The sequence below is a fragment of the Rhizobium anhuiense bv. trifolii genome (assembly GCF_024346605.1).
In the GTDB taxonomy this organism is placed as follows: Bacteria; Pseudomonadota; Alphaproteobacteria; order Rhizobiales; family Rhizobiaceae; genus Rhizobium; species Rhizobium anhuiense.
Genome location: NZ_CP098803.1, coordinates 2488570 through 2505473, shown reverse-complemented (window position 1 = coordinate 2505473; position 16904 = coordinate 2488570). Strand labels below are relative to the sequence as shown.

The window sequence follows — 16904 nt, the reverse complement described above, 5'->3', positions numbered from 1 at the left end:
GGGTTTTCGCGAGATGCGTCCGATGGAGTGCGCGGGCTGCGGTTTCGATATTCAGAGCGGTTTTGCTTTCTGTCCGCGATGCGGCGCAAGGCAGCCTGTCACCTGCGCCGCCTGCGGCTATCCCTGTCAACCCGATTTTGCCTTCTGCCCGCAATGCGGCGCATCGATATCAGGCAAAGTCCAACCTGCATCGAAGCCCAACATCGAAGCGACAGCGCCTAAGCCGGACAGCGATGCCGACCGGCGGCCGGTGACCGTGCTCTTTGCCGATCTCTGCGGCTTCACGACGCTGAGCGAGCAGATCGATCCCGAAGTCATGCGGGTGCTGCAGAACGAATTGTTCGAAGAGATGGCACAGGCGGTCGAGGCTTATGGCGGCTTTGTCGACAAGTTCGTCGGTGATGCGCTCCTGGCGCTGTTCGGCGCGCCGGTCGCCCATGAAGACGATCCGGTTCGGGCGCTTAACGCCGCACTCAATATGATCAAGCGCGCCACGGAGGTCGGCGAGCGCTGGCACGCACGCGCCGGCGTGCCGTTGCGTCTGCATATCGGCATCAATAGCGGCCCTGTTGTCACCGGCGGCTTCGGTGCAGTCAGTACGAAATCCTATTCGGTGACCGGCGATACGGTGAATACCGCGCAACGCCTGCAATCCATGGCCGGCGAAAACGAGATCCTCGTTGGGCCGCTGACCTACCGCCTCACCCGCCATGCCTTCGCCTTCGACAGTCTCGGGGCTCAGACCTTGCGAGGCAAAAGCGGAAACGTGCAGGTCCATCGGCTGACCGGGCTGTCGGAAGCGCCGCATACGGCGCGTGGACTTGAAAGTTTCGGCCTGCGGGCGCCAATGATCGGACGGGACAGGGAGTTGTCGGGCTTGCTGACATGCCTCGACCTCGCCTGCGGCGGCGCGGCACAGCTTGTCCGCCTGATTGGCGAAGCGGGTATCGGCAAGTCGCGGCTGGTCAACGAGTTCGTCGCAATCGCTAGCAATACTGCCCGTTTTCAGGGCCTTGCCATCCGCAAAGCGACCTGCTCTCCCCTCGGCGAACAATCCTATGGGACGCTCGCCGCCGTGGTGCGCAGCGCCTACGGCATCGGCGAGCGGGATGATCTTGCCAGGACGCGGCAATTGCTGGCAACGGGGTTCGCCGCGCTCGATCTGACGCCGGAGGACGTGGAGGCACTTTTGCCGCTCTTTTTGCATGTCCTTGGTCTCGGAGATCCCGATGGCGCGTTGCGCCACATTGAGCCGGAGCAGTTGCGGCGGCAGATTTTCTATGCCGTCCGCACCGTCTTCGAGCGGCGGTTGGGACAAGGCCCCCTGCTGCTCGTCATCGAGGATCTGCATTGGGCGGACGCCGCCTCGCTTGAGGTGCTGCGCTTCATGATGGATCGGCTGGAGCGCAGCCGGCTGATGCTGCTTGTGATCTACCGGCCGACATCGCAGACCGACCCGCTGAACTCCAATCGTGTCAGCGTCACCGTGCAACGTCTTGAGCCACTCTTTGCAGCCGACGGGCAGAAGCTGCTTGCTGCCTTTTTTGGCGAGGGCCATAGCAAGTTGCCGGTGACGGTGCGCAAGCGCATCCTCGATCGCGCCGGCGGCAATCCGCTTTTCATCGAAGAAATCCTGCGCGGACTGATCGACATGGGCACGTTGCACGATGATGGTCAGCATGGCGACGGCCAGCACTGGCATGTCGCCGCCGAAGACACCGATGTCGATATCCCGGTCAATCTGCAGGCCCTGCTGCTTGCCCGCGTCGATCGGCTGCCGCAGGAGATCAGGCGGCTGGCGCAGGAGGCGGCGGTGGTCGGCCCGAAGTTCGATACCGCCCTGCTCCGCACCGTCGCCACCGACCCGAGCGGCATCGACGCTGCCTTGGATTACCTCTGCGATGCCAATATCATCGAGGAATTGCGCGGGTCCGATGCCGTGGTATCGCCGGGCTATCGCTTCAGCCAGACGCTGATGCACGATGTCATCTACCATAATCTCCTGCTGCAGCGGCGGGTGGAGCTTCATCAACGGATCGGCCGGGCTCTGGAACGTCAGTATGGCGCAGCGCCCGACCGGCCCGAGCATCTGGCGCAACTTGGCCATCATTTCAGCCTGACCACCGAAAAGTCCAAGGGCGCCAGCTATCTGATGGCGGCAGGCGATCTGGCGCGCAAGACCTACGCCAATGATGACGCCATGCGTCTCTATCGGCAGGCGCTTGCGGCCTTTGCCAACGAGGCGGAAGTGACACCGGAGCAACTGGCACTGCTGGAGCGTCTTGCCGATCTCTGCGGTCCTGCCGGCCTGCGCGACGCCGCCTTGGCCCATTATCAGCGAGCGCTTGCGATCCACCGCGCCAAAGACAATCCGATTGCCGCGGCGAGGATATTGCGCAAGATCGGCCGTTTGCATCTCGATGCCGGCCGCCGCGATCAGGCGGAGATCCATTGCGCCGAAGCTGAAGCGACGATCGCAACCGTGGATGCGCCGGTCGAACGTGCGCATGTCCTGCAAGAGCGCGGCCATCTCGCCTTCCGCATGGGCGATCAGGCTGCCGCTGCCGAGTGGGCGACGCAGGCGCTGCAATGCCTGCAAACGCTGCCGATCGACGGCACGACCGAGGCCGGACGGGAGACGGCGCGGGCGATGGCAGAGGCGCTGAATACCAAGGGTGCAGCCCTTGCGCGACTCGGACGTAGCCGCGAGGCCGTGCAGGAAGTGGAGCGCAGTCTCTCCGTCGCCGAAAAGGCCGATCTGCAAAGTGCCGCCTGCCGCGCCTATTCCAATCTTGGCGTTCTCTACACGATCGTCGATCCGGCCAGCGCCATCAAGATCTGCCGGCGAGGACTGGAGGTCGCGACCCGTATTGGCGATCTCGGCTTCCAGGCGCGTCTTCTCGCCAATCTCGCCGTTGCCTGCTGCACCTTTACCGATCGGTGCGCCGCCGAGGGCGTACCGGCGGCGGAGAAATCAGTCGAAATCGACCGGGCGCTCGATCAGCGCGACCATCTCTCCGTGCCGCTGATCGTGCTCGGCCAGATTCATCAATGCCACGGGCAGCCGAAGCTAGCTCGTAAGTATTACGAGGAAGCCCTTGAGGTTGCGAAGGAAATTGATGAACCGCAACTGCTCTTTCCGTGCTATGATGGCTTGGCGACACTCAGCCTCGAGCATGACGACATGGACGCGGCAGAACGGTATTTCACGCTGGCACAGGATGTGTGCATCCGCCACAACCTCGATCCAGGCACGCTCGTCGTCTTGCCGTTTCTCGACTGACCCGTCCTCGTTGCAGTGATCGCCGGAGATCGATTTGGCAAGTCGATTCAAAAATATAAAGGGAGGAACGAAACATGCAGGAGAACCACGCCGCAAGGCCATTGCAGCCGGGAGATCGCGCGCCGAACGTGGTGCTGGATGCCATCACCCGCCAGGGGAAAGTTGCCATCGACGATTTTCGCGGCCAGAAGCCGGTGCTCGTCGGGTTGTTCCGCGGATTGCATTGCCCCTTCTGCCGCCGCCAGATCGCCGCCATGGCCGAACTCACCGATGCCTTGCAGGAGAAGGGCATCGACAGCCTGACCGTCGTCAACACACCGATCGACCGCGCCCGCCTCTATTTTCGCTACCATCCGCTTCCCAATCTGCTGGCGGCCTCGGACCCGGAGCGGGTATCGCACAAGGCCTTCGGCCTGCCGAACCTTCAATTTACCGAAGACGAGAATGACTGGCCGCATAAAATCAGCATGAATGCGGTGACGTCGATGCGCATCGACATGCCGGACGAGCTTCCAGCGCCCATGGACCTGATGGCAGCCGTGGAATTTCTCGACAGGGCCGATGGTTACGAATTCACCGAAGATGACAAGCAGATGATCGCCACCGGCCACGGCCAGCTTGTCGGTGAATTCCTGCTCGATCGGGATGGCGTCGTGCGCTGGTGCTTCACCGAAGTCGAGGAGGATGGTCGTCATATGTTCGGCGGCCCTGCCCCTCGCGAAGTGATGTCGGCAGCGTCGAACATGGCTGTTTGAAGCAAAAGAGGCCGTTCTTGACCGGTTGAACGCCGGAGCAAGGCGGGCCATTCCAAACCCGCGTGCTCGCCGTCATTCCGCCCTGAATTTGGCGTGGCAGGTCGTGCAGGTCTGGAGCATGAGGTGGAACGCGTGTTCCGCCGGCATTGCCAGGAGATCCTGCTCGTTGCGGACGTGAGTGCCGAGCGGTCCGCCGCCCATGGCCTCGCCGGGCTTCATGCGCATGCTGGCGGACATCGATCCCGGGTTACTCCGGGCGGCGGCGTCCAGCGCGACCGCGTAGTCGCGCAGGTCGTTCGCGATCCGGTCGAACCGCTCGCGCTCCGCGGGGATGTTCGGCCTGGCCTTCGACTGTGGACTCACGGCCTCGGACATGAAGTGTCCGGAGAGAACGACACCCGACCTTTCGCGGATTGTGTCGGCAGCCCAGCTGAACTCGGTAGCCTTGTAGCTCGCCGGATCCTTGAACATGCCGGAGATGGTCTTAACCGCCGCGGCCATGGCCTTCATGTCGGCCTGCCGAAGCGCTACGACATCCTCGGTCGCCGGCGACGAGACTGCCGTGATCGGCATCACTCCCGCGACGAAGAGCAATCCGAAGATGTTCGCAAATATGGTCCGTCTCATAAGGCTGCTTTCCGAATTCGAGATCGTGCCGCTTGCGACTACCGATATCCGTTCTCATCGGGGCAATAAAAGGGCGGGCGCCCTCCCCGATACGCCGCATCTCGCGATGCTCCAAGCCGATCAGGAAGCGTTAACCGCCGCCGATTAGTCTGCGCCCCTCGGCAGGAGAGGATCGATGAAAGGTGGCTATTCACTGGCCCAGATAGGGCTTCACTGGCTGGTCGCCCTCATGGTGCCGGTGCAGTATCTGACGGGTGGCAGCATCGAGAGAACCCACCATGCCGTCCACATGGGGATGGCGCCGGCTTATTGGGACGTCGTTCAGCACCAGCTCCATAACTATGCAGGAATGGCGATCGGACTGCTGATGGGCGCACGGCTGGTTCTTCGTATCCTTCAGCCGCCAGAGATCGGCGCGCCCGGCACATGGAGCGGACGAGCCGCCACGGCGCTTCATCACGCCTTCTACGCCGCAATCATTGGACAGGCCTGCATGGGATTGGTCGCGAGCTACGTCTGGTTCGGGATCGCGCCGTACCACGTTATCGGGTCGAGGATCATCCTGGCGATGGTCGCGCTGCATCTCGCCGCGGCGATCTGGCATACGCTCGTCGTCCGTGACGATACGGTCGACCGGATACTGCTGCCGCGCCGGAAGCGGTCAGCCAAAAATCTGTAACGTGGCGAGCGTCAGCAGGACATAGCGGCCCGCCTTGGCGACGAAAACCGGGATCGTGTAGCATTATAGCGCCAAAGGAAGCTCTAGCTTGTGCACAACGTGATGTTCGCGCCACATAAAGGACTCGAACATCCGTGATACAGAGGTCTTAATTGAAATCCGGCTGCATTGCATGTAGGCCGTTGGGAATGGGCAAGATGTACCGAATCGCAATGAGCAAGCTGCTCGTGATGATACGGCTGGTGATCGTCGTATCACTGGCGGGGTACTCGTTGTCGAACGCTAACGCAGCGATGCACGGCTCCTCCTTCCCCGATCTCAAAGCCGTTGTGTCCGACGTGACGTCGCCCCATGAAGGCCACGACATGACGGAGGCCGCCCATCATGGCCACGCGCATGGCGACGTATCTCATGATGGCGATGGCCCGTCGAAGCTCGTCAAGCAGGAATGCTGCAAGGACTTCTGTGGCGGGCTTGGCATCATTTGTGATGGCCCCGACGTCGGCGGACCCGTCGTGACCTCGATCCGGCAGTTCGTCGACGACCGGACGACCATTGGCGAACTGCCGCCCCTCCACCGTCCCCCAAATATCTGAATAGAGACACACCCGCTTGATCGGGTCCCGTCGGTCGCGTGCCTTTTAGGCGAGCGCCCACCGGTTATCTCTTGTTCGGAAACTTCATAATGAAACCCTCGCTTTTCGTGGTGGGGCTGCCGCTTCTTGTCGGCGGCTGCGCATCCACGCTTCCTCCCGACGTGGTGGCATCCTCCGCCGCCGTCGAACAGCCGTCCGCGCGCCCCATCACATACCGGTCGCCGATCTCGGGCTATGAAGCCAGGCAGCCCGTCGACCCCAAGCCTTGGCGCAGACAGAACGATCTGCAGTCTCCAGCAAATGGAGATGCCTCATGATCGGGCCTAGAAGAATAATCATGGCGCTGGCATTCCCGCTGGCGCTAAGCGGTTGCGTCACGGGCGACGACTATTCCCGCAATGAGGCGGGCTTCATTTCCGTCGCCAACAAGACCGCCAGTGTCGAGGCGAAAGAGACCGTCTGGATCCAGAACCAGAACCAGGCCCGTTCTGCGGGGGCGCAGGTCAAAAGCCTGCTTGCTCGAACGAAACCTCTCGACGTCGAGACGGCCGTCCAGATCGCCCTGCTCAACAACAAAGGCCTCCAGGCCGCCTATGCCGATCTTGGCTACCGTGCGGCTGACGCCTGGCAGTCGACGATGTTCATCAACCCGACAGTCTCCTTCGGCACCACAGGGATCGGAACTCCGGAACTTCAAGCGTTCAAGACGATCGAGGGGATGATCACAACGAACATCCTGGCGCTCGCGACGAAGAGCAGGGACGTGGCGATCGCCGACACACGCTTCCGGCAGGCGCAGTTGACCGCGGCCGTGAGAACGCTCCAGGTTGCCGCCGACACGCGGCGTGCCTGGATCGGCGCAGTCGCGGCCTGGGAGAACGTCGGGCAGCTCCAGCGCGCCCAGGCGACGGCCGATGCCGCTTCGGAGCTCGCGGCGAAGCTGGGCGAGACCGGTGCGATGACCAAGGGCGCCCAGGCACGTGAACATGTGTTCGTCGCCGAAATCGCCGGAGAAACGGCGAAGGCCCGCCTGGCGGCCCGCCTCGCCAAAGAGGAGCTGACGCGACTGATGGGCCTCTGGGGCTCCGAGCTGGACTATCAGGTTCCGAACAGCCTGCCGCCGCTGCCCAAGTCCGTCGCAAAACGCGACACCATCGAAGCCGAAGCACTCCGAAACCGGATAGACCTCCAGGTCGCGAAGCTCGAACTCGAAGCCACAGCCAGGTCCTATGGCCTGACCGAAGCGACGCGCTACGTCACCGACCTCGAGATCCTGACCGGCTTCGAAACGGAACGGGAAATCGAGGACGACGAGAAGAAGACAAGGACGACTCCCCAGGTCGAACTGGAGTTCGCAATCCCGATCTTCGACACCGGCAAGGCCCGGATGCGCAAGGCCGAGGTGGCATACATGCGGGCGGCGAACTTACTGGCGGAGAAAGCCGTCAACGTGCGCTCGGAAGCGCGCTCCGCCTACGAGGCCTACCGCTCGAACTACGACATCGCCCGGCACTACCGCAACAACGTCGTTCCGCTGCGCGCCAAGGTCGAGGAGGAATCCCTGCTGACCTACAACGGCATGATCACCAACACGTTCGAGCTGCTGACCGACACCCGCGACAAGATCAACTCCATCCTGCTCTCCGTCAACGCGAAGCGAGACTTCTGGCTGGCCGAAGCCAATCTCGCGCCTGCCATCTACGGCGGCGGCGCGACGAACGCCTCGGCAGAGACCGAGGTCGCCGCTGCTTCCGGGAGCGGCGGTGGCGGCGGCCATTGAGAAAGGAAATTACCATGTTCAACAGACGACAACTGTTCGGTGCAAGCGCGGCCATACTGGCGGCGGGAGCCTGGACGAAGACATCGGCGATGGGTCTGCCCGACGCTCCGACAATGGAATCGGCGGACATGCAGCCGCCGCTCCACCCGACCTCGGGTCCAGACTACCAGCCGGTCGTCACCCTCAACGGCTGGACCCTGCCCCACCGGATGAATAACGGCGTCAAGGAGTTCCACCTCGTCGCCGAGCCGGTCGAGCGCGAGATGGCCGACGGCATGACAGCCTATCTCTGGGGCTATAACGGCCAGTCTCCGGGGCCGACGATCGAGGCGGTGGAAGGCGACCGCGTCCGTATCTTCGTCACCAACAAGCTGCCGGAGCACACGACGATCCACTGGCACGGCATGATCCTGCCGTCGGGCATGGACGGCGTCGGCGGCCTGACGCAACCGCACATCCCGGTCGGCAAAACCTACGTCTACGAGTTCGATCTCGTGAAGTCCGGCACCTTCATGTACCACCCGCATTCCGACGAGATGGTCCAGATGGCCATGGGCATGATGGGCTTCTTCGTCATCCATCCGAAGGATCCGAAGTTCATGCGCGTCGATCGCGACTTCGTCTTCCTGCTCAACGCCTACGACATCGATCCCGGCTCCTACGTGCCGCGGATCATGGAGATGACCGACTTCAACATGTGGTGCTGGAACAGCCGCGTGTTTCCGGACATCAGCCCCCTCGTCGTTTCCAAGAACGACAGGGTGCGGGTGCGTGTCGGCAACCTGACGATGACGAACCATCCAATCCATATGCATGGCTACGATTTCGAGGTGACATGCACCGACGGCGGCTGGGTCCGGCCGGAGGCGCGGTGGCCGGAGGTCAGCATCGACATTCCGGTCGGCGCGATGCGCGCCTACGAGTTCGATGCCAAGTACCTCGGCGACTGGGCGATCCACTGCCACAAGTCCCATCACACGATGAACGCCATGGGTCATGACATCCCGACTTTCATCGGTGCAGACAAGTCGAAGGTCGCCGAGAAGATCAGGAAGCTGCAACCGGACTACATGCCCATGGGTACCAAGGGCATGGCCGATATGGGCGAAATGGAAATGCCAATTCCCGAGAACACCGTTCCGATGATGACCGGCTGGGGGCCACACGGCCCCATCGAGATGGGCGGCATGTTCTCGGTCGTGAAGGTTCGCGAGGGCATCTCGGCGGACGACTACTCCGATCCGGGCTGGTACGAAAACCCGCCGGGAACGCAGGCCTGGGAGTGGACCGGCGAGCTGCCGGACGCGACCAAGGCCAAAGACGCAAAGACGCAAATCACGCCGAAGCCGACAAAAGGCTGAGGCCCAATCTCCCACGTCAAGAAAGGATCTATGCATGAAGAACTGCGTATTGGCACTGGCGCTCGTCGCCCTCGCAACCCCGGCGCTCGCGTCCGGCAATCACGCCGGCGGCCATGGCGACAAGATGGCCATCGGCGAGCCTGGCGACAAGGCGAAGGCGACGCAGACGATCCGCGTCACGATGAAGGAAACCGAGGACGGCAAGATGCTGTTTACTCCGGCCGTCTTCAATGTCCGCAAGGGACAGACGGTCAAGATCGCGATCAAGAATGCCGGAACCGTCGACCACGAGTTTGTGCTCGATCAGGAAGACAAGATTCTCGAGCACAAGGCCGTCATGGAGAAGTTCCCGGAGATGGAGCATGACGATCCGAACTCGATTCGTCTTCCAGCCGGCCAGTCCGGCGAGATCGTCTGGAAGTTCACCACCGACGGCGAGTTCAAGTTCGCCTGCCTGATCCCCGGCCACTACGAAGCCGGGATGCACGGCGACGTCACCGTCGCTGGCAAGTAATCTGCAAAAGGAGCCATAAACATGAAAACTGTTATGATCAAAATCGGCGTTGCCGCCCTGCTTTCGGCCAGCGCAGCCTTCGGTGCGTTCGCCCAGGAATTCACCAAGGGCGTCGTCAACAAGGTCGACACCAAGGCGAAGAAAGTCACCATCAAGCATGAGGACCTGAAGGGCCTCGACATGCCGGCGATGACGATGGTCTTCCGGGTCGAGGACCCGGCGCTGCTCGAAAAGCTGAAGGAAGGTTCGAACATCGAGTTCGTTGCCGAACGCGTGAATGGCAAGCTGACCGTCACCGAAGTAAAGTAGGGGACTCCTGCCGCCCGGCCTCGATCCGGGCGGCAGGACATCGAGGAGTGGAAACGATGCACAGGAGAAGCTTCATCGCATGGGCGGCATCAGCCCTGGCGTTCCCTGGCGGAAGGGCCTTCGCCGTCGCGCCGGCGAAGATGACCGTCTACAAGGATCCGAACTGCGGCTGCTGTCATGAATGGTCGAAGGCGATGGCGGCCGCAGGATTTTCGGTCGACGCCCGCGACACCGACGATCTTGCCGCGGTCAAGGCGCGGCTGGGCGTACCTGTCGACCTGGAGGGATGCCACACTGCCGTCGTCGAGGAATACTACCTCGAAGGACACGTTCCGCTCGAAGCCGTCCAGCGTCTGCTGCGGGAACGGCCGCCGGTCCGTGGGCTGGCCGTGCCCGGCATGCCTCCTGGTTCGTTGGGAATGGGCGACGACCAGCAGGCGTCCTTCGACGTCTATGCGATCCCCTCGGGGACCGCCACGCCATACGTGTTCATGGAGGTCCGCCCCCGGAAGGGCTGACGCACTCGATCGGCCAAGCCATGTCGTACGACCGCTCAGGAAACCGGACTGTTGCAGAGCGCCGCCCAGAGATCGTGCTTCCAGTCGGCCCCCGGCCGCGCCGACACGTCGACCGCATAGTCGGCGGAATTGATCCGGACCATGGCGGGCGAAACGCAGCGCACGCTCGCCTGGTGTCTTCCTCCGTCCCGATAGAGCACCGTCCCGCCGCCGTCGAACTCCAAAAGCGCAATGACGACGTCGAAATCGAAGGTGGGATCGCGGGCGGGCCTGCCCTCTGCCAGACTGAGGCTGATCGACCGGCTGCTGCCGAACGAAGCAGTATGGAAGATCGCAAGTTCGGACGCCGCCGATATCGATGCGGACTGCGTGCAAAGGATCAAAAGCAGAAGCATCCGGTGCATTTACCCCTCCCGTGGTCAATGCATCTCGATCCTATCATATCCGAGGAGACCACGCGAATATTCGCATGGCTGGCCGGCCGTGTTTGCGTCACGCGGCGTCACTCCGGAAGACCGGCCTTGCGGTAGCCGTCGATGAAATGTGCAAGCGTCCGGGCGTCGCGGAAGGGCTCGGTCGCCGCCCAGTGGCGGGTTGAAAAATGCGGGTTGGCGACGAGGAACAGTTCGACCTCGGCGCGCGCCTCGTCGAGCCGGCCGAGCTGGGCAAGGCTTGCCGCCAGGAAACGGCGTGAGCTCGTCCGATAGGTCTCGTCCCGGCGCAGCGTCTCGACGGCAGATTCGTACTCACCGGCGGCATATTGCGCCTGGCCGAGCGTCAGATAATACCAGCTTGCCGGAAACGGGTTCAGCCGAAAGGCCTTGGCGATGTGCTCACGCCCCTCCCCGATCCGCCCGGCGAGAACCGCGATATCGGACAGCGCCGCAAAGGTGTCGGCCTCGTTGGGATCGAGCTCGATCGCCTTGGCGAACTCCGCATCCGCCTCGTCGAAGCTGCGCTCATAGGCCAACAGATAGGCCAGGATCCAACGACAGCCGGCATCGTTGGGGTCGATTGCGACAGCCTTGCGCGCCAGTTCCAAGGCAAGGCTGCGGGTCGGTTGCGTTGGTCCGCCGCTGTGGACCTCTCCCATCCAGTGGTTGATGGCGAGCCAGCGATAGGCCTCGGCATAGTCCGGATCGAGCGAGATCGCACGCGTCAGCATCAGATGCGCTTCCCGCGCCGTCTGCGGTGAATCATCCATCAGCCTGCGCGCCCGCACACAGAGATCGTAAGCCTCGAGGTTCTTCGGTCGGTTGCGCGGCGGCGCGCGCAGACGGCCGAGCAGCGCCTCGACGATCTTGCCGGTGACCTCGTCCTGAACGGCAAAGATATCGTCCAGGCTGCGGTCGAAGCGTTCCGCCCATAGATGATCGCCACTGACCGCGTCGACCAACTGGGCGTTGATCCGCACCTGCCCTGCGGCGCGTCTTGCGCTCCCCTCCAGCAGGTAGCGCACCCCGAGTTCCTCGGCGATGGCGCGCACGTCCATCGCCCTTCCCTTATAGGAAAAGGCCGAGTTGCGGGCGATGACGAACAGGCCTGGCATCCTGGAGAGATCAGTGATCAGGTCCTCGGTCAGCCCATCCGCAAAGGATTCCTGCTCGGGATCGTTGCTGATATTGGCGAAGGGCAGCACGGCGATCGATGGCTTGTCGGGCAGCGGCAGAGGTGTTCGGTTCACGCCGCCGAGATGATTGATGGCGCCTGTAAAGCGGTAGCCGACGCGCGGCACCGTGGCGATCCATTCACCGCCATCGGCGGCCGGGCCGAGCAGCTTGCGCAACTGCGCGATCTGGACGGTGAGATTGCCTTCCTCGACCGCCCTGCCCGGCCAAGCCGCGTCCATCAACTCGGCCTTCCCCAAGATTTCGCCGGACCGCCTGACAAGTGCTGCAAGCAGCTTTACCCCGCGATGGCCAACGGCAACGGGATCGTCGCTCCGAAGGAGCGTTCCCGCCCCCGGATCAAGCACGAACGGACCAAAGGCAAAGCGCGATCCCATGGGGCGCATCCTAGAGACTTTAAAGCTTGGATGGAACTATTCGTCCGCTTAAGCCACCATGGCATCAAGGACGCGAGCGGTGTATTCCGGGGCTGACGACGATAACGACCATCAATAACTCGCTGAAAAATAGAGCGTCGAGGTGACTTCCATGGTTTTTTGGATAGCGGCTGCGGTTGGATTGGCGATCGCTTATCTCCTTGGTTCCACACCCACGGGCTATCTGGCGGGCAAAATGCTCAAGGGCATCGACATTCGAGAGCATGGCTCCAAATCCACAGGAGCAACGAACGTATTGCGAACGCTCGGCAAATGGCCTGCATTGGCGGTGCTCCTGATCGATGTGCTGAAAGGTGTCGGAGCAGTTATCTTTGCCCGCTGGTTTTATCCTTGGTTCTCGACAGTCTCTTCGGACACGCCACCGACGGCGCTTGATCTGCAAAACTCGATGCCTTGGGCTGTTTGCCTGGCGGGACTTGCCGTGTTGTTAGGGCATGGCCGTTCGGTTTGGCTGAATTTAACAGGGGGCAAGTCGGCTGCAACGGGACTCGGCGTGTTGCTGGCGATGTCATGGCCCATAGGTTTAGGTGCTGCGATGGTTTTTGGAGTTGCGTTGACGGCGTTCCGGATTGTTTCCCTGAGTTCGATGCTGGCGGCATTAACGGCCATCGCTCTCGTCTGCGGCTTGGAGCAGCCGCTGCCTTATCGGCTACTGGTGATCACAGGCGGCATTTACGTGATTGTGCGCCATCGCGCCAACATTCGGCGACTGCTGGCGGGGACGGAACCGCGTCTGGGCAAGGTTGCCTAGAATCCAAAACGCAACGAATGCACGGCCTGCTGCTAGAGGAAGCAGGATTTCAATCCTGCCGGACGATGGCGCCGATGACATTGACCAGAAGGCGCGCGGCGGTCAGGGCTGACAGACCATCAACGTCTGCGGGAGGATAGAGTTCGACAAGGTCGAATCCCGCAATCTCAGCCCGCTTGCCGAGGCCGGCAATCAGATCGATCACCTCCGTATAAGTGAGGCCGCCAGCGGTACGCGCCGCCACGCCCGGCATGATACTGGGATCGATGCTGTCACAATCGAGGGTGACGACGACCCGGGCTCCTTCCGGAATATACTGAAGAGCGGCCTCGACGCCTCGAGCTTGGATCTCGCGGGCGGTCACGAAGCGGCTGCCATAGCGCTGCGCCGCCTCGATGTCGGCGAGGCGCGCACTGCCGACGCTGCGCAGGCCGACCTGCACCATACCGGCGACATGCGGCATCTCGCTTGCCCGACGCATCGGACTTGAATAGCCGTAGCGTTCACCATGCACTTCGTCGCGCCAGTCGATATGGGCATCGATCTGCAGGACCCAGACAGGCCCTTGATCGGCAAAGCCGGCAAGGAAGGGAATGGTCACGGAACAGTCGCCACCGAGCAGGATCGGTACCGCCTGCAAAGCCAGCACCTCGCGCGTCTTCGCCTCGATACGGCCCCGGTTGCCGGGATTGTCATGCAGGATGGTCTGGATGTCGCCGGCATCGATGCATGAGACCGGCCCGCCGTCGAACAGCGGGCCGCCGAGATCGAAATCCCAGTGCTCAAGGAGTGGTGCATCGTCCTGGCTCGCCGCGCGGATGGCACCAGCGGCCAGGGCGTAGCCGCTGCTGTTCTTGCCGGGATAGGTGCTGCCATGGGCGGCTGCAAAGATCACCGCACGGGGCAAACGTCCATTGGGGAGGCGATCGGGAAGGCCGAGAAAGGAAAGCGGAGCTGTCATTTCCTGATGGTCCTGATGATGTCTGGCTGAAACTGTCGTGCCGAGGGTTTACGGTTGGGATGAAATTGGGGGCTGACCTGTTTAATCCCTTTGGACGTTTTTGAGAACTTTTTGGAAAAACTTAAGTACGACGCTCCCCTCTGTCCTGCAGAATTCATCCTCTTTGACGTCGAGGCTCCCGGAGCCTCAAAGCCTATGGTCTGACGAGGATAATCTGCATGACTGCCGAAAGCATCACATCACCGCACGCGGACCGCATTCCATGGGCGGCGATGACGGGCATTATCGCCACCGTCACGGTGTTCGCCGTGGCCCAGGGACTGACCTATCCGCTGCTCAGTTTTATCCTGGAGCGACAGGGAACGACATCCGGGCTGATTGGCCTGTCGGCGGCGATGACGCCGCTGGGTTTCATTGTGTCGGCCCCCTTCATTCCGGCGCTTTCGCGGCGCGTGGGCGGAGCGCGGCTGGCGATCCTGTGTTCGATCCTCGCCGCCCTCACGCTGATCGCGATCGCCTGGAAACAGGACGTCTGGGCCTGGATACCGCTGCGCTTCCTGCTCGGCTTCTTCGCCAATCCGCTCTACGTGATCAGCGAAACCTGGCTGATCTCCATCACGCCAGCACCACGCCGAGGCCGCATCATGGGCCTCTATTCATCGATCGTTTCGGGTGGCTTCGCCATTGGCCCGCTGTCGCTCGGCCTCGCCGGCACTGAGGGTTGGCCGCCCTTCATGATCGGCATCGCCGCCTTCCTCCTCTGCGGCCTGATCGTGCTTGCGGTCGCCCCGCGCCTGCCCGCCACGCCTGAGGAAGGCAAGGCAACATCCGTCGGCGGCTTCTTCGCACTGGCGCCGCTGCTGTTGTTTGCGGTTTTCGCGGCGGCCGCCTTTGAGCAGATCCTGCTTTCGCTGTTTGCGGTCTATGGCGCCGCCCTGGGCAGCGGCGAGGAGCGTATCGCTTCGCTGATCACCTGCTTCATCGCAGGCAATGCCGCGCTGCAGATCCTGCTCGGGCGCGTGGCCGAGCGGTTCGGGTCGACACGGACCATGTTGCTTTGCGTCCTGACTTGCCTGGCCAGTTGCCTCTTGCTGCCGCTCGTCTTCGATGCGTGGCTCATCTGGCCGCTGGTTTTCACCTGGGGCGGCGTCTCGTTCGGGATCTATACCCTGTCGCTGATCCAGCTCGGCGAGCGTTTCACCGGCCAGGCCTTGATCGCCGGTAACGCCGCCTTCGCCTTGGTATGGGGCATCGGCGGCATCGTGGGCTCGCCCGCGACAGGACTGGCGATGCAACGGATTGGCCATCAGGGGCTGCCATCGTCGCTCGCCCTGCTCAGCTGCATATTGGCGGTGCTTCTGATCGCGGAAAGGCGACGGGGCTGAGCGAGCCACTGGGTTTGACACAAATGCGGGCTTGGCGTCTCACAAGCAGCCCGGTTTTGCGATGGATCACCTGCACTCAATTTAGCAGGTTGAGCAAATATATAACACGTTATATAACCATCGATACAAATGGGGGAATGGCATGGTCGAGGATGTGGTCCGAACGCTCGGGTTTCTGTGCATGGGCAGCCGTCTGAGGCGCATCGGCGAGAGGTTGCAGGCAGATACGCAGCAGATCATCGACGAGATCGGCCTTGGCATCCAGGCGGGCCAATACCCATTCCTGGCGGCGATCGACCGGGCCGGCCCGCTGACGGTCGGCGAGCTGGCGCAGGCAGTGGGCATTACCCAGCCGGGCGCCACGAGGACCACCGGCCAGCTTCTCGAACTCGGTTTCGTCGACATGCAGCCGGCGCCGGATGATCAGCGCCGCCGATTGGTCTCGCTGACCGACAAGGGCCAGGAACTCATCGACTATTCGAAGATATCGGTCTGGCCGCGTGTCGCGGCAGCCGTCGCCGATCTCTGCGGCGATCTCGACGGGCCGATTCTCGAACAGCTCGCCGCCATCGAGGACGGGCTTGCAGAGGCGCCGCTGGCACAGCGGAGCCCCGCCAAGGAGAAAACACGATGAAACATGTTCTCGACCGTCCAATCTGGAGCGCGCTGGAGAGCGCGCACTCCCATCTTGCGGAAGGCAATGAAAATGCGCGGCGATACCCGCCGTCGATCGTCCCCTTCGCGGCGTCTGCCGACGACAGGCCGGAGAGCCTCGACGCGCTGGAGGCGCTGCCGGCGTCGGAGGAGAGCATGATCCTCGTTGAAGCCGGACCGATCGTCATCCCAGCGGGGCTAGCCGTCGTCGCCGAGGCATCGGTGGTGCAGATGGTTGCCGAGCGGCCTCAAGGGCGAATTTCGGATTCTCGCATCGAGCCGCTGACGGAGGCGGACGCCGCCGACATGCTGGCCTTGGCGACATTGACCAAACCCGGGCCGTTCACGCTGCGGGCCCAGAGCCTCGGCAGCTTCTGGGGGATCAGAAGCGAAGGCCGCCTGGTGGCGATGGCCGGTCAGCGAATGCGGCAGACCGGCTTCATCGAGCTCAGCGGGCTTTGCACCCATCCCGATTTCCAGGGGCGCGGTTTCGGCACCCTGCTTTTCCGTTTCGTTGCCGGCGAAATCGCATCCAGCGGCGACACGGCCTATCTGCATGCCTATGCGGCGAATATCTCGGCCATTTCCCTCTACAAAACGCAGGGTTTTACTCTTCGCTCGGAGATGAACATGCGCGTGGTCAAACGCCGTTCCTGAGCGGTGTTC

The 16904-nt window shown here is 62.5% G+C and carries 19 protein-coding genes; 15 read left to right on the top strand and 4 right to left on the bottom strand.

Annotated elements, in window-relative coordinates; translation table 11 throughout:
• Window positions 1-22: 22 nt before the first annotated feature.
• On the top strand, window positions 23-3283 hold the full coding sequence (locus NE851_RS21105; RefSeq protein WP_097544280.1) for an adenylate/guanylate cyclase domain-containing protein: 3261 nt from the start codon (window positions 23-25) through the stop codon (window positions 3281-3283).
• Window positions 3284-3357: 74 nt separating this feature from the next.
• The gene (locus NE851_RS21100; protein ID WP_097544279.1) at window positions 3358-4038 is read left to right on the top strand and encodes a peroxiredoxin-like family protein; all 681 of its coding nucleotides are present in this window, start codon (window positions 3358-3360) and stop codon (window positions 4036-4038) included.
• A gap of 72 nt (window positions 4039-4110) precedes the next feature.
• Here the strand turns inward: NE851_RS21100 and NE851_RS21095 are convergent, their stop codons facing one another.
• Complete coding sequence (locus tag NE851_RS21095) at window positions 4111-4611, bottom strand: c-type cytochrome (RefSeq protein WP_373289173.1); 501 nt, start codon at window positions 4609-4611, stop codon at window positions 4111-4113.
• On the opposite strand from NE851_RS21095, the gene NE851_RS21090 reads away from it, so the two are divergent.
• The 9 genes from NE851_RS21090 (at window position 4601) to NE851_RS21050 (ending at window position 10422) form a co-directional block, all read left to right on the top strand.
• The gene (locus NE851_RS21090) at window positions 4601-4813 is read left to right on the top strand and encodes a hypothetical protein (RefSeq protein WP_164735987.1); all 213 of its coding nucleotides are present in this window, start codon (window positions 4601-4603) and stop codon (window positions 4811-4813) included. The genes NE851_RS21095 and NE851_RS21090 overlap by 11 nt on opposite strands.
• A gap of 27 nt (window positions 4814-4840) precedes the next feature.
• A complete protein-coding gene (locus NE851_RS21085; RefSeq protein WP_097544277.1) occupies window positions 4841-5344 on the top strand; it encodes a cytochrome b in 504 nt (167 codons plus the stop codon).
• A gap of 197 nt (window positions 5345-5541) precedes the next feature.
• Window positions 5542-5940, top strand: a complete 399-nt coding sequence (locus NE851_RS21080; protein WP_097544319.1) for a hypothetical protein — start codon at window positions 5542-5544, stop codon at window positions 5938-5940.
• An 89-nt stretch (window positions 5941-6029) separates the two neighbouring features.
• Entirely contained in the window at window positions 6030-6257 is a 228-nt protein-coding gene (locus NE851_RS21075) for a hypothetical protein (RefSeq protein WP_047615196.1), read from the top strand.
• Window positions 6254-7720 (top strand): TolC family protein, encoded by a 1467-nt coding sequence (locus NE851_RS21070; RefSeq protein ID WP_127431591.1) that lies wholly within the window; start codon window positions 6254-6256, stop codon window positions 7718-7720. Before NE851_RS21075 ends, NE851_RS21070 begins: the two co-directional genes overlap by 4 nt.
• Window positions 7721-7734: 14 nt before the next feature.
• Entirely contained in the window at window positions 7735-9081 is a 1347-nt protein-coding gene (locus NE851_RS21065; RefSeq protein WP_097544274.1) for a multicopper oxidase family protein, read from the top strand.
• 34 nt (window positions 9082-9115) lie between these two features.
• Window positions 9116-9595: a cupredoxin domain-containing protein gene (locus tag NE851_RS21060; protein WP_097544273.1), complete on the top strand. Its 480-nt coding sequence runs from the start codon at window positions 9116-9118 to the stop codon at window positions 9593-9595.
• Between the two features lie 21 nt (window positions 9596-9616).
• On the top strand, window positions 9617-9904 hold the full coding sequence (locus tag NE851_RS21055) for a copper-binding protein (protein WP_062940207.1): 288 nt from the start codon (window positions 9617-9619) through the stop codon (window positions 9902-9904).
• A 56-nt stretch (window positions 9905-9960) separates the two neighbouring features.
• Complete coding sequence (locus tag NE851_RS21050; protein ID WP_097544272.1) at window positions 9961-10422, top strand: DUF411 domain-containing protein; 462 nt, start codon at window positions 9961-9963, stop codon at window positions 10420-10422.
• Window positions 10423-10457: 35 nt separating this feature from the next.
• Here NE851_RS21050 and NE851_RS21045 read toward each other — a convergent pair whose 3' ends face one another.
• Entirely contained in the window at window positions 10458-10826 is a 369-nt protein-coding gene (locus NE851_RS21045; protein ID WP_097544271.1) for a hypothetical protein, read from the bottom strand.
• Window positions 10827-10924: 98 nt separating this feature from the next.
• Window positions 10925-12436, bottom strand: coding sequence for a winged helix-turn-helix domain-containing tetratricopeptide repeat protein (locus tag NE851_RS21040; RefSeq protein ID WP_097544270.1), 1512 nt, complete (start codon window positions 12434-12436; stop codon window positions 10925-10927).
• Between the two features lie 142 nt (window positions 12437-12578).
• Between NE851_RS21040 and plsY the strand changes: the two genes are divergently transcribed.
• Window positions 12579-13238 carry a glycerol-3-phosphate 1-O-acyltransferase PlsY gene (gene plsY / locus NE851_RS21035; protein WP_097544269.1) on the top strand — a complete coding sequence of 220 codons (660 nt, stop codon included), beginning with the start codon at window positions 12579-12581 and terminating at the stop codon, window positions 13236-13238.
• 49 nt (window positions 13239-13287) lie between these two features.
• Here plsY and NE851_RS21030 read toward each other — a convergent pair whose 3' ends face one another.
• Window positions 13288-14199, bottom strand: coding sequence for an agmatinase (locus NE851_RS21030; protein WP_097544268.1), 912 nt, complete (start codon window positions 14197-14199; stop codon window positions 13288-13290).
• Window positions 14200-14417: 218 nt separating this feature from the next.
• Between NE851_RS21030 and NE851_RS21025 the strand changes: the two genes are divergently transcribed.
• From NE851_RS21025 to NE851_RS21015, 3 genes are all read left to right on the top strand, one after another.
• The gene (locus NE851_RS21025; protein ID WP_063475591.1) at window positions 14418-15584 is read left to right on the top strand and encodes an MFS transporter; all 1167 of its coding nucleotides are present in this window, start codon (window positions 14418-14420) and stop codon (window positions 15582-15584) included.
• 142 nt (window positions 15585-15726) lie between these two features.
• A complete protein-coding gene (locus tag NE851_RS21020) occupies window positions 15727-16218 on the top strand; it encodes a MarR family winged helix-turn-helix transcriptional regulator (protein ID WP_063475590.1) in 492 nt (163 codons plus the stop codon).
• Window positions 16215-16895, top strand: a complete 681-nt coding sequence (locus tag NE851_RS21015) for a GNAT family N-acetyltransferase (RefSeq protein WP_063475589.1) — start codon at window positions 16215-16217, stop codon at window positions 16893-16895. The genes NE851_RS21020 and NE851_RS21015 overlap by 4 nt, the downstream gene beginning before the upstream one ends.
• Window positions 16896-16904 lie beyond the last annotated feature (9 nt).

Bases quoted from the DNA above. Each gene is read 5' to 3' on its own strand.
- NE851_RS21105 (WP_097544280.1), top strand. From the start codon at position 23: ATGGAGTGCGCGGGCTGCGGTTTCGATATTCAGAGCGGTTTTGCTTTC.
- NE851_RS21100 (WP_097544279.1), top strand. From the start codon at position 3,358: ATGCAGGAGAACCACGCCGCAAGGCCATTGCAGCCGGGAGATCGCGCG.
- NE851_RS21095 (WP_373289173.1), bottom strand. From the start codon at position 4,611: ATGCCGATCACGGCAGTCTCGTCGCCGGCGACCGAGGATGTCGTAGCG.
- NE851_RS21085 (WP_097544277.1), top strand. From the start codon at position 4,841: ATGAAAGGTGGCTATTCACTGGCCCAGATAGGGCTTCACTGGCTGGTC.
- NE851_RS21080 (WP_097544319.1), top strand. From the start codon at position 5,542: ATGTACCGAATCGCAATGAGCAAGCTGCTCGTGATGATACGGCTGGTG.
- NE851_RS21075 (WP_047615196.1), top strand. From the start codon at position 6,030: ATGAAACCCTCGCTTTTCGTGGTGGGGCTGCCGCTTCTTGTCGGCGGC.
- NE851_RS21070 (WP_127431591.1), top strand. From the start codon at position 6,254: ATGATCGGGCCTAGAAGAATAATCATGGCGCTGGCATTCCCGCTGGCG.
- NE851_RS21065 (WP_097544274.1), top strand. From the start codon at position 7,735: ATGTTCAACAGACGACAACTGTTCGGTGCAAGCGCGGCCATACTGGCG.
- NE851_RS21060 (WP_097544273.1), top strand. From the start codon at position 9,116: ATGAAGAACTGCGTATTGGCACTGGCGCTCGTCGCCCTCGCAACCCCG.
- NE851_RS21055 (WP_062940207.1), top strand. From the start codon at position 9,617: ATGAAAACTGTTATGATCAAAATCGGCGTTGCCGCCCTGCTTTCGGCC.
- NE851_RS21050 (WP_097544272.1), top strand. From the start codon at position 9,961: ATGCACAGGAGAAGCTTCATCGCATGGGCGGCATCAGCCCTGGCGTTC.
- NE851_RS21045 (WP_097544271.1), bottom strand. From the start codon at position 10,826: ATGCACCGGATGCTTCTGCTTTTGATCCTTTGCACGCAGTCCGCATCG.
- NE851_RS21040 (WP_097544270.1), bottom strand. From the start codon at position 12,436: ATGCGCCCCATGGGATCGCGCTTTGCCTTTGGTCCGTTCGTGCTTGAT.
- plsY (WP_097544269.1), top strand. From the start codon at position 12,579: ATGGTTTTTTGGATAGCGGCTGCGGTTGGATTGGCGATCGCTTATCTC.
- NE851_RS21030 (WP_097544268.1), bottom strand. From the start codon at position 14,199: ATGACAGCTCCGCTTTCCTTTCTCGGCCTTCCCGATCGCCTCCCCAAT.
- NE851_RS21025 (WP_063475591.1), top strand. From the start codon at position 14,418: ATGACTGCCGAAAGCATCACATCACCGCACGCGGACCGCATTCCATGG.
- NE851_RS21020 (WP_063475590.1), top strand. From the start codon at position 15,727: ATGGTCGAGGATGTGGTCCGAACGCTCGGGTTTCTGTGCATGGGCAGC.
- NE851_RS21015 (WP_063475589.1), top strand. From the start codon at position 16,215: ATGAAACATGTTCTCGACCGTCCAATCTGGAGCGCGCTGGAGAGCGCG.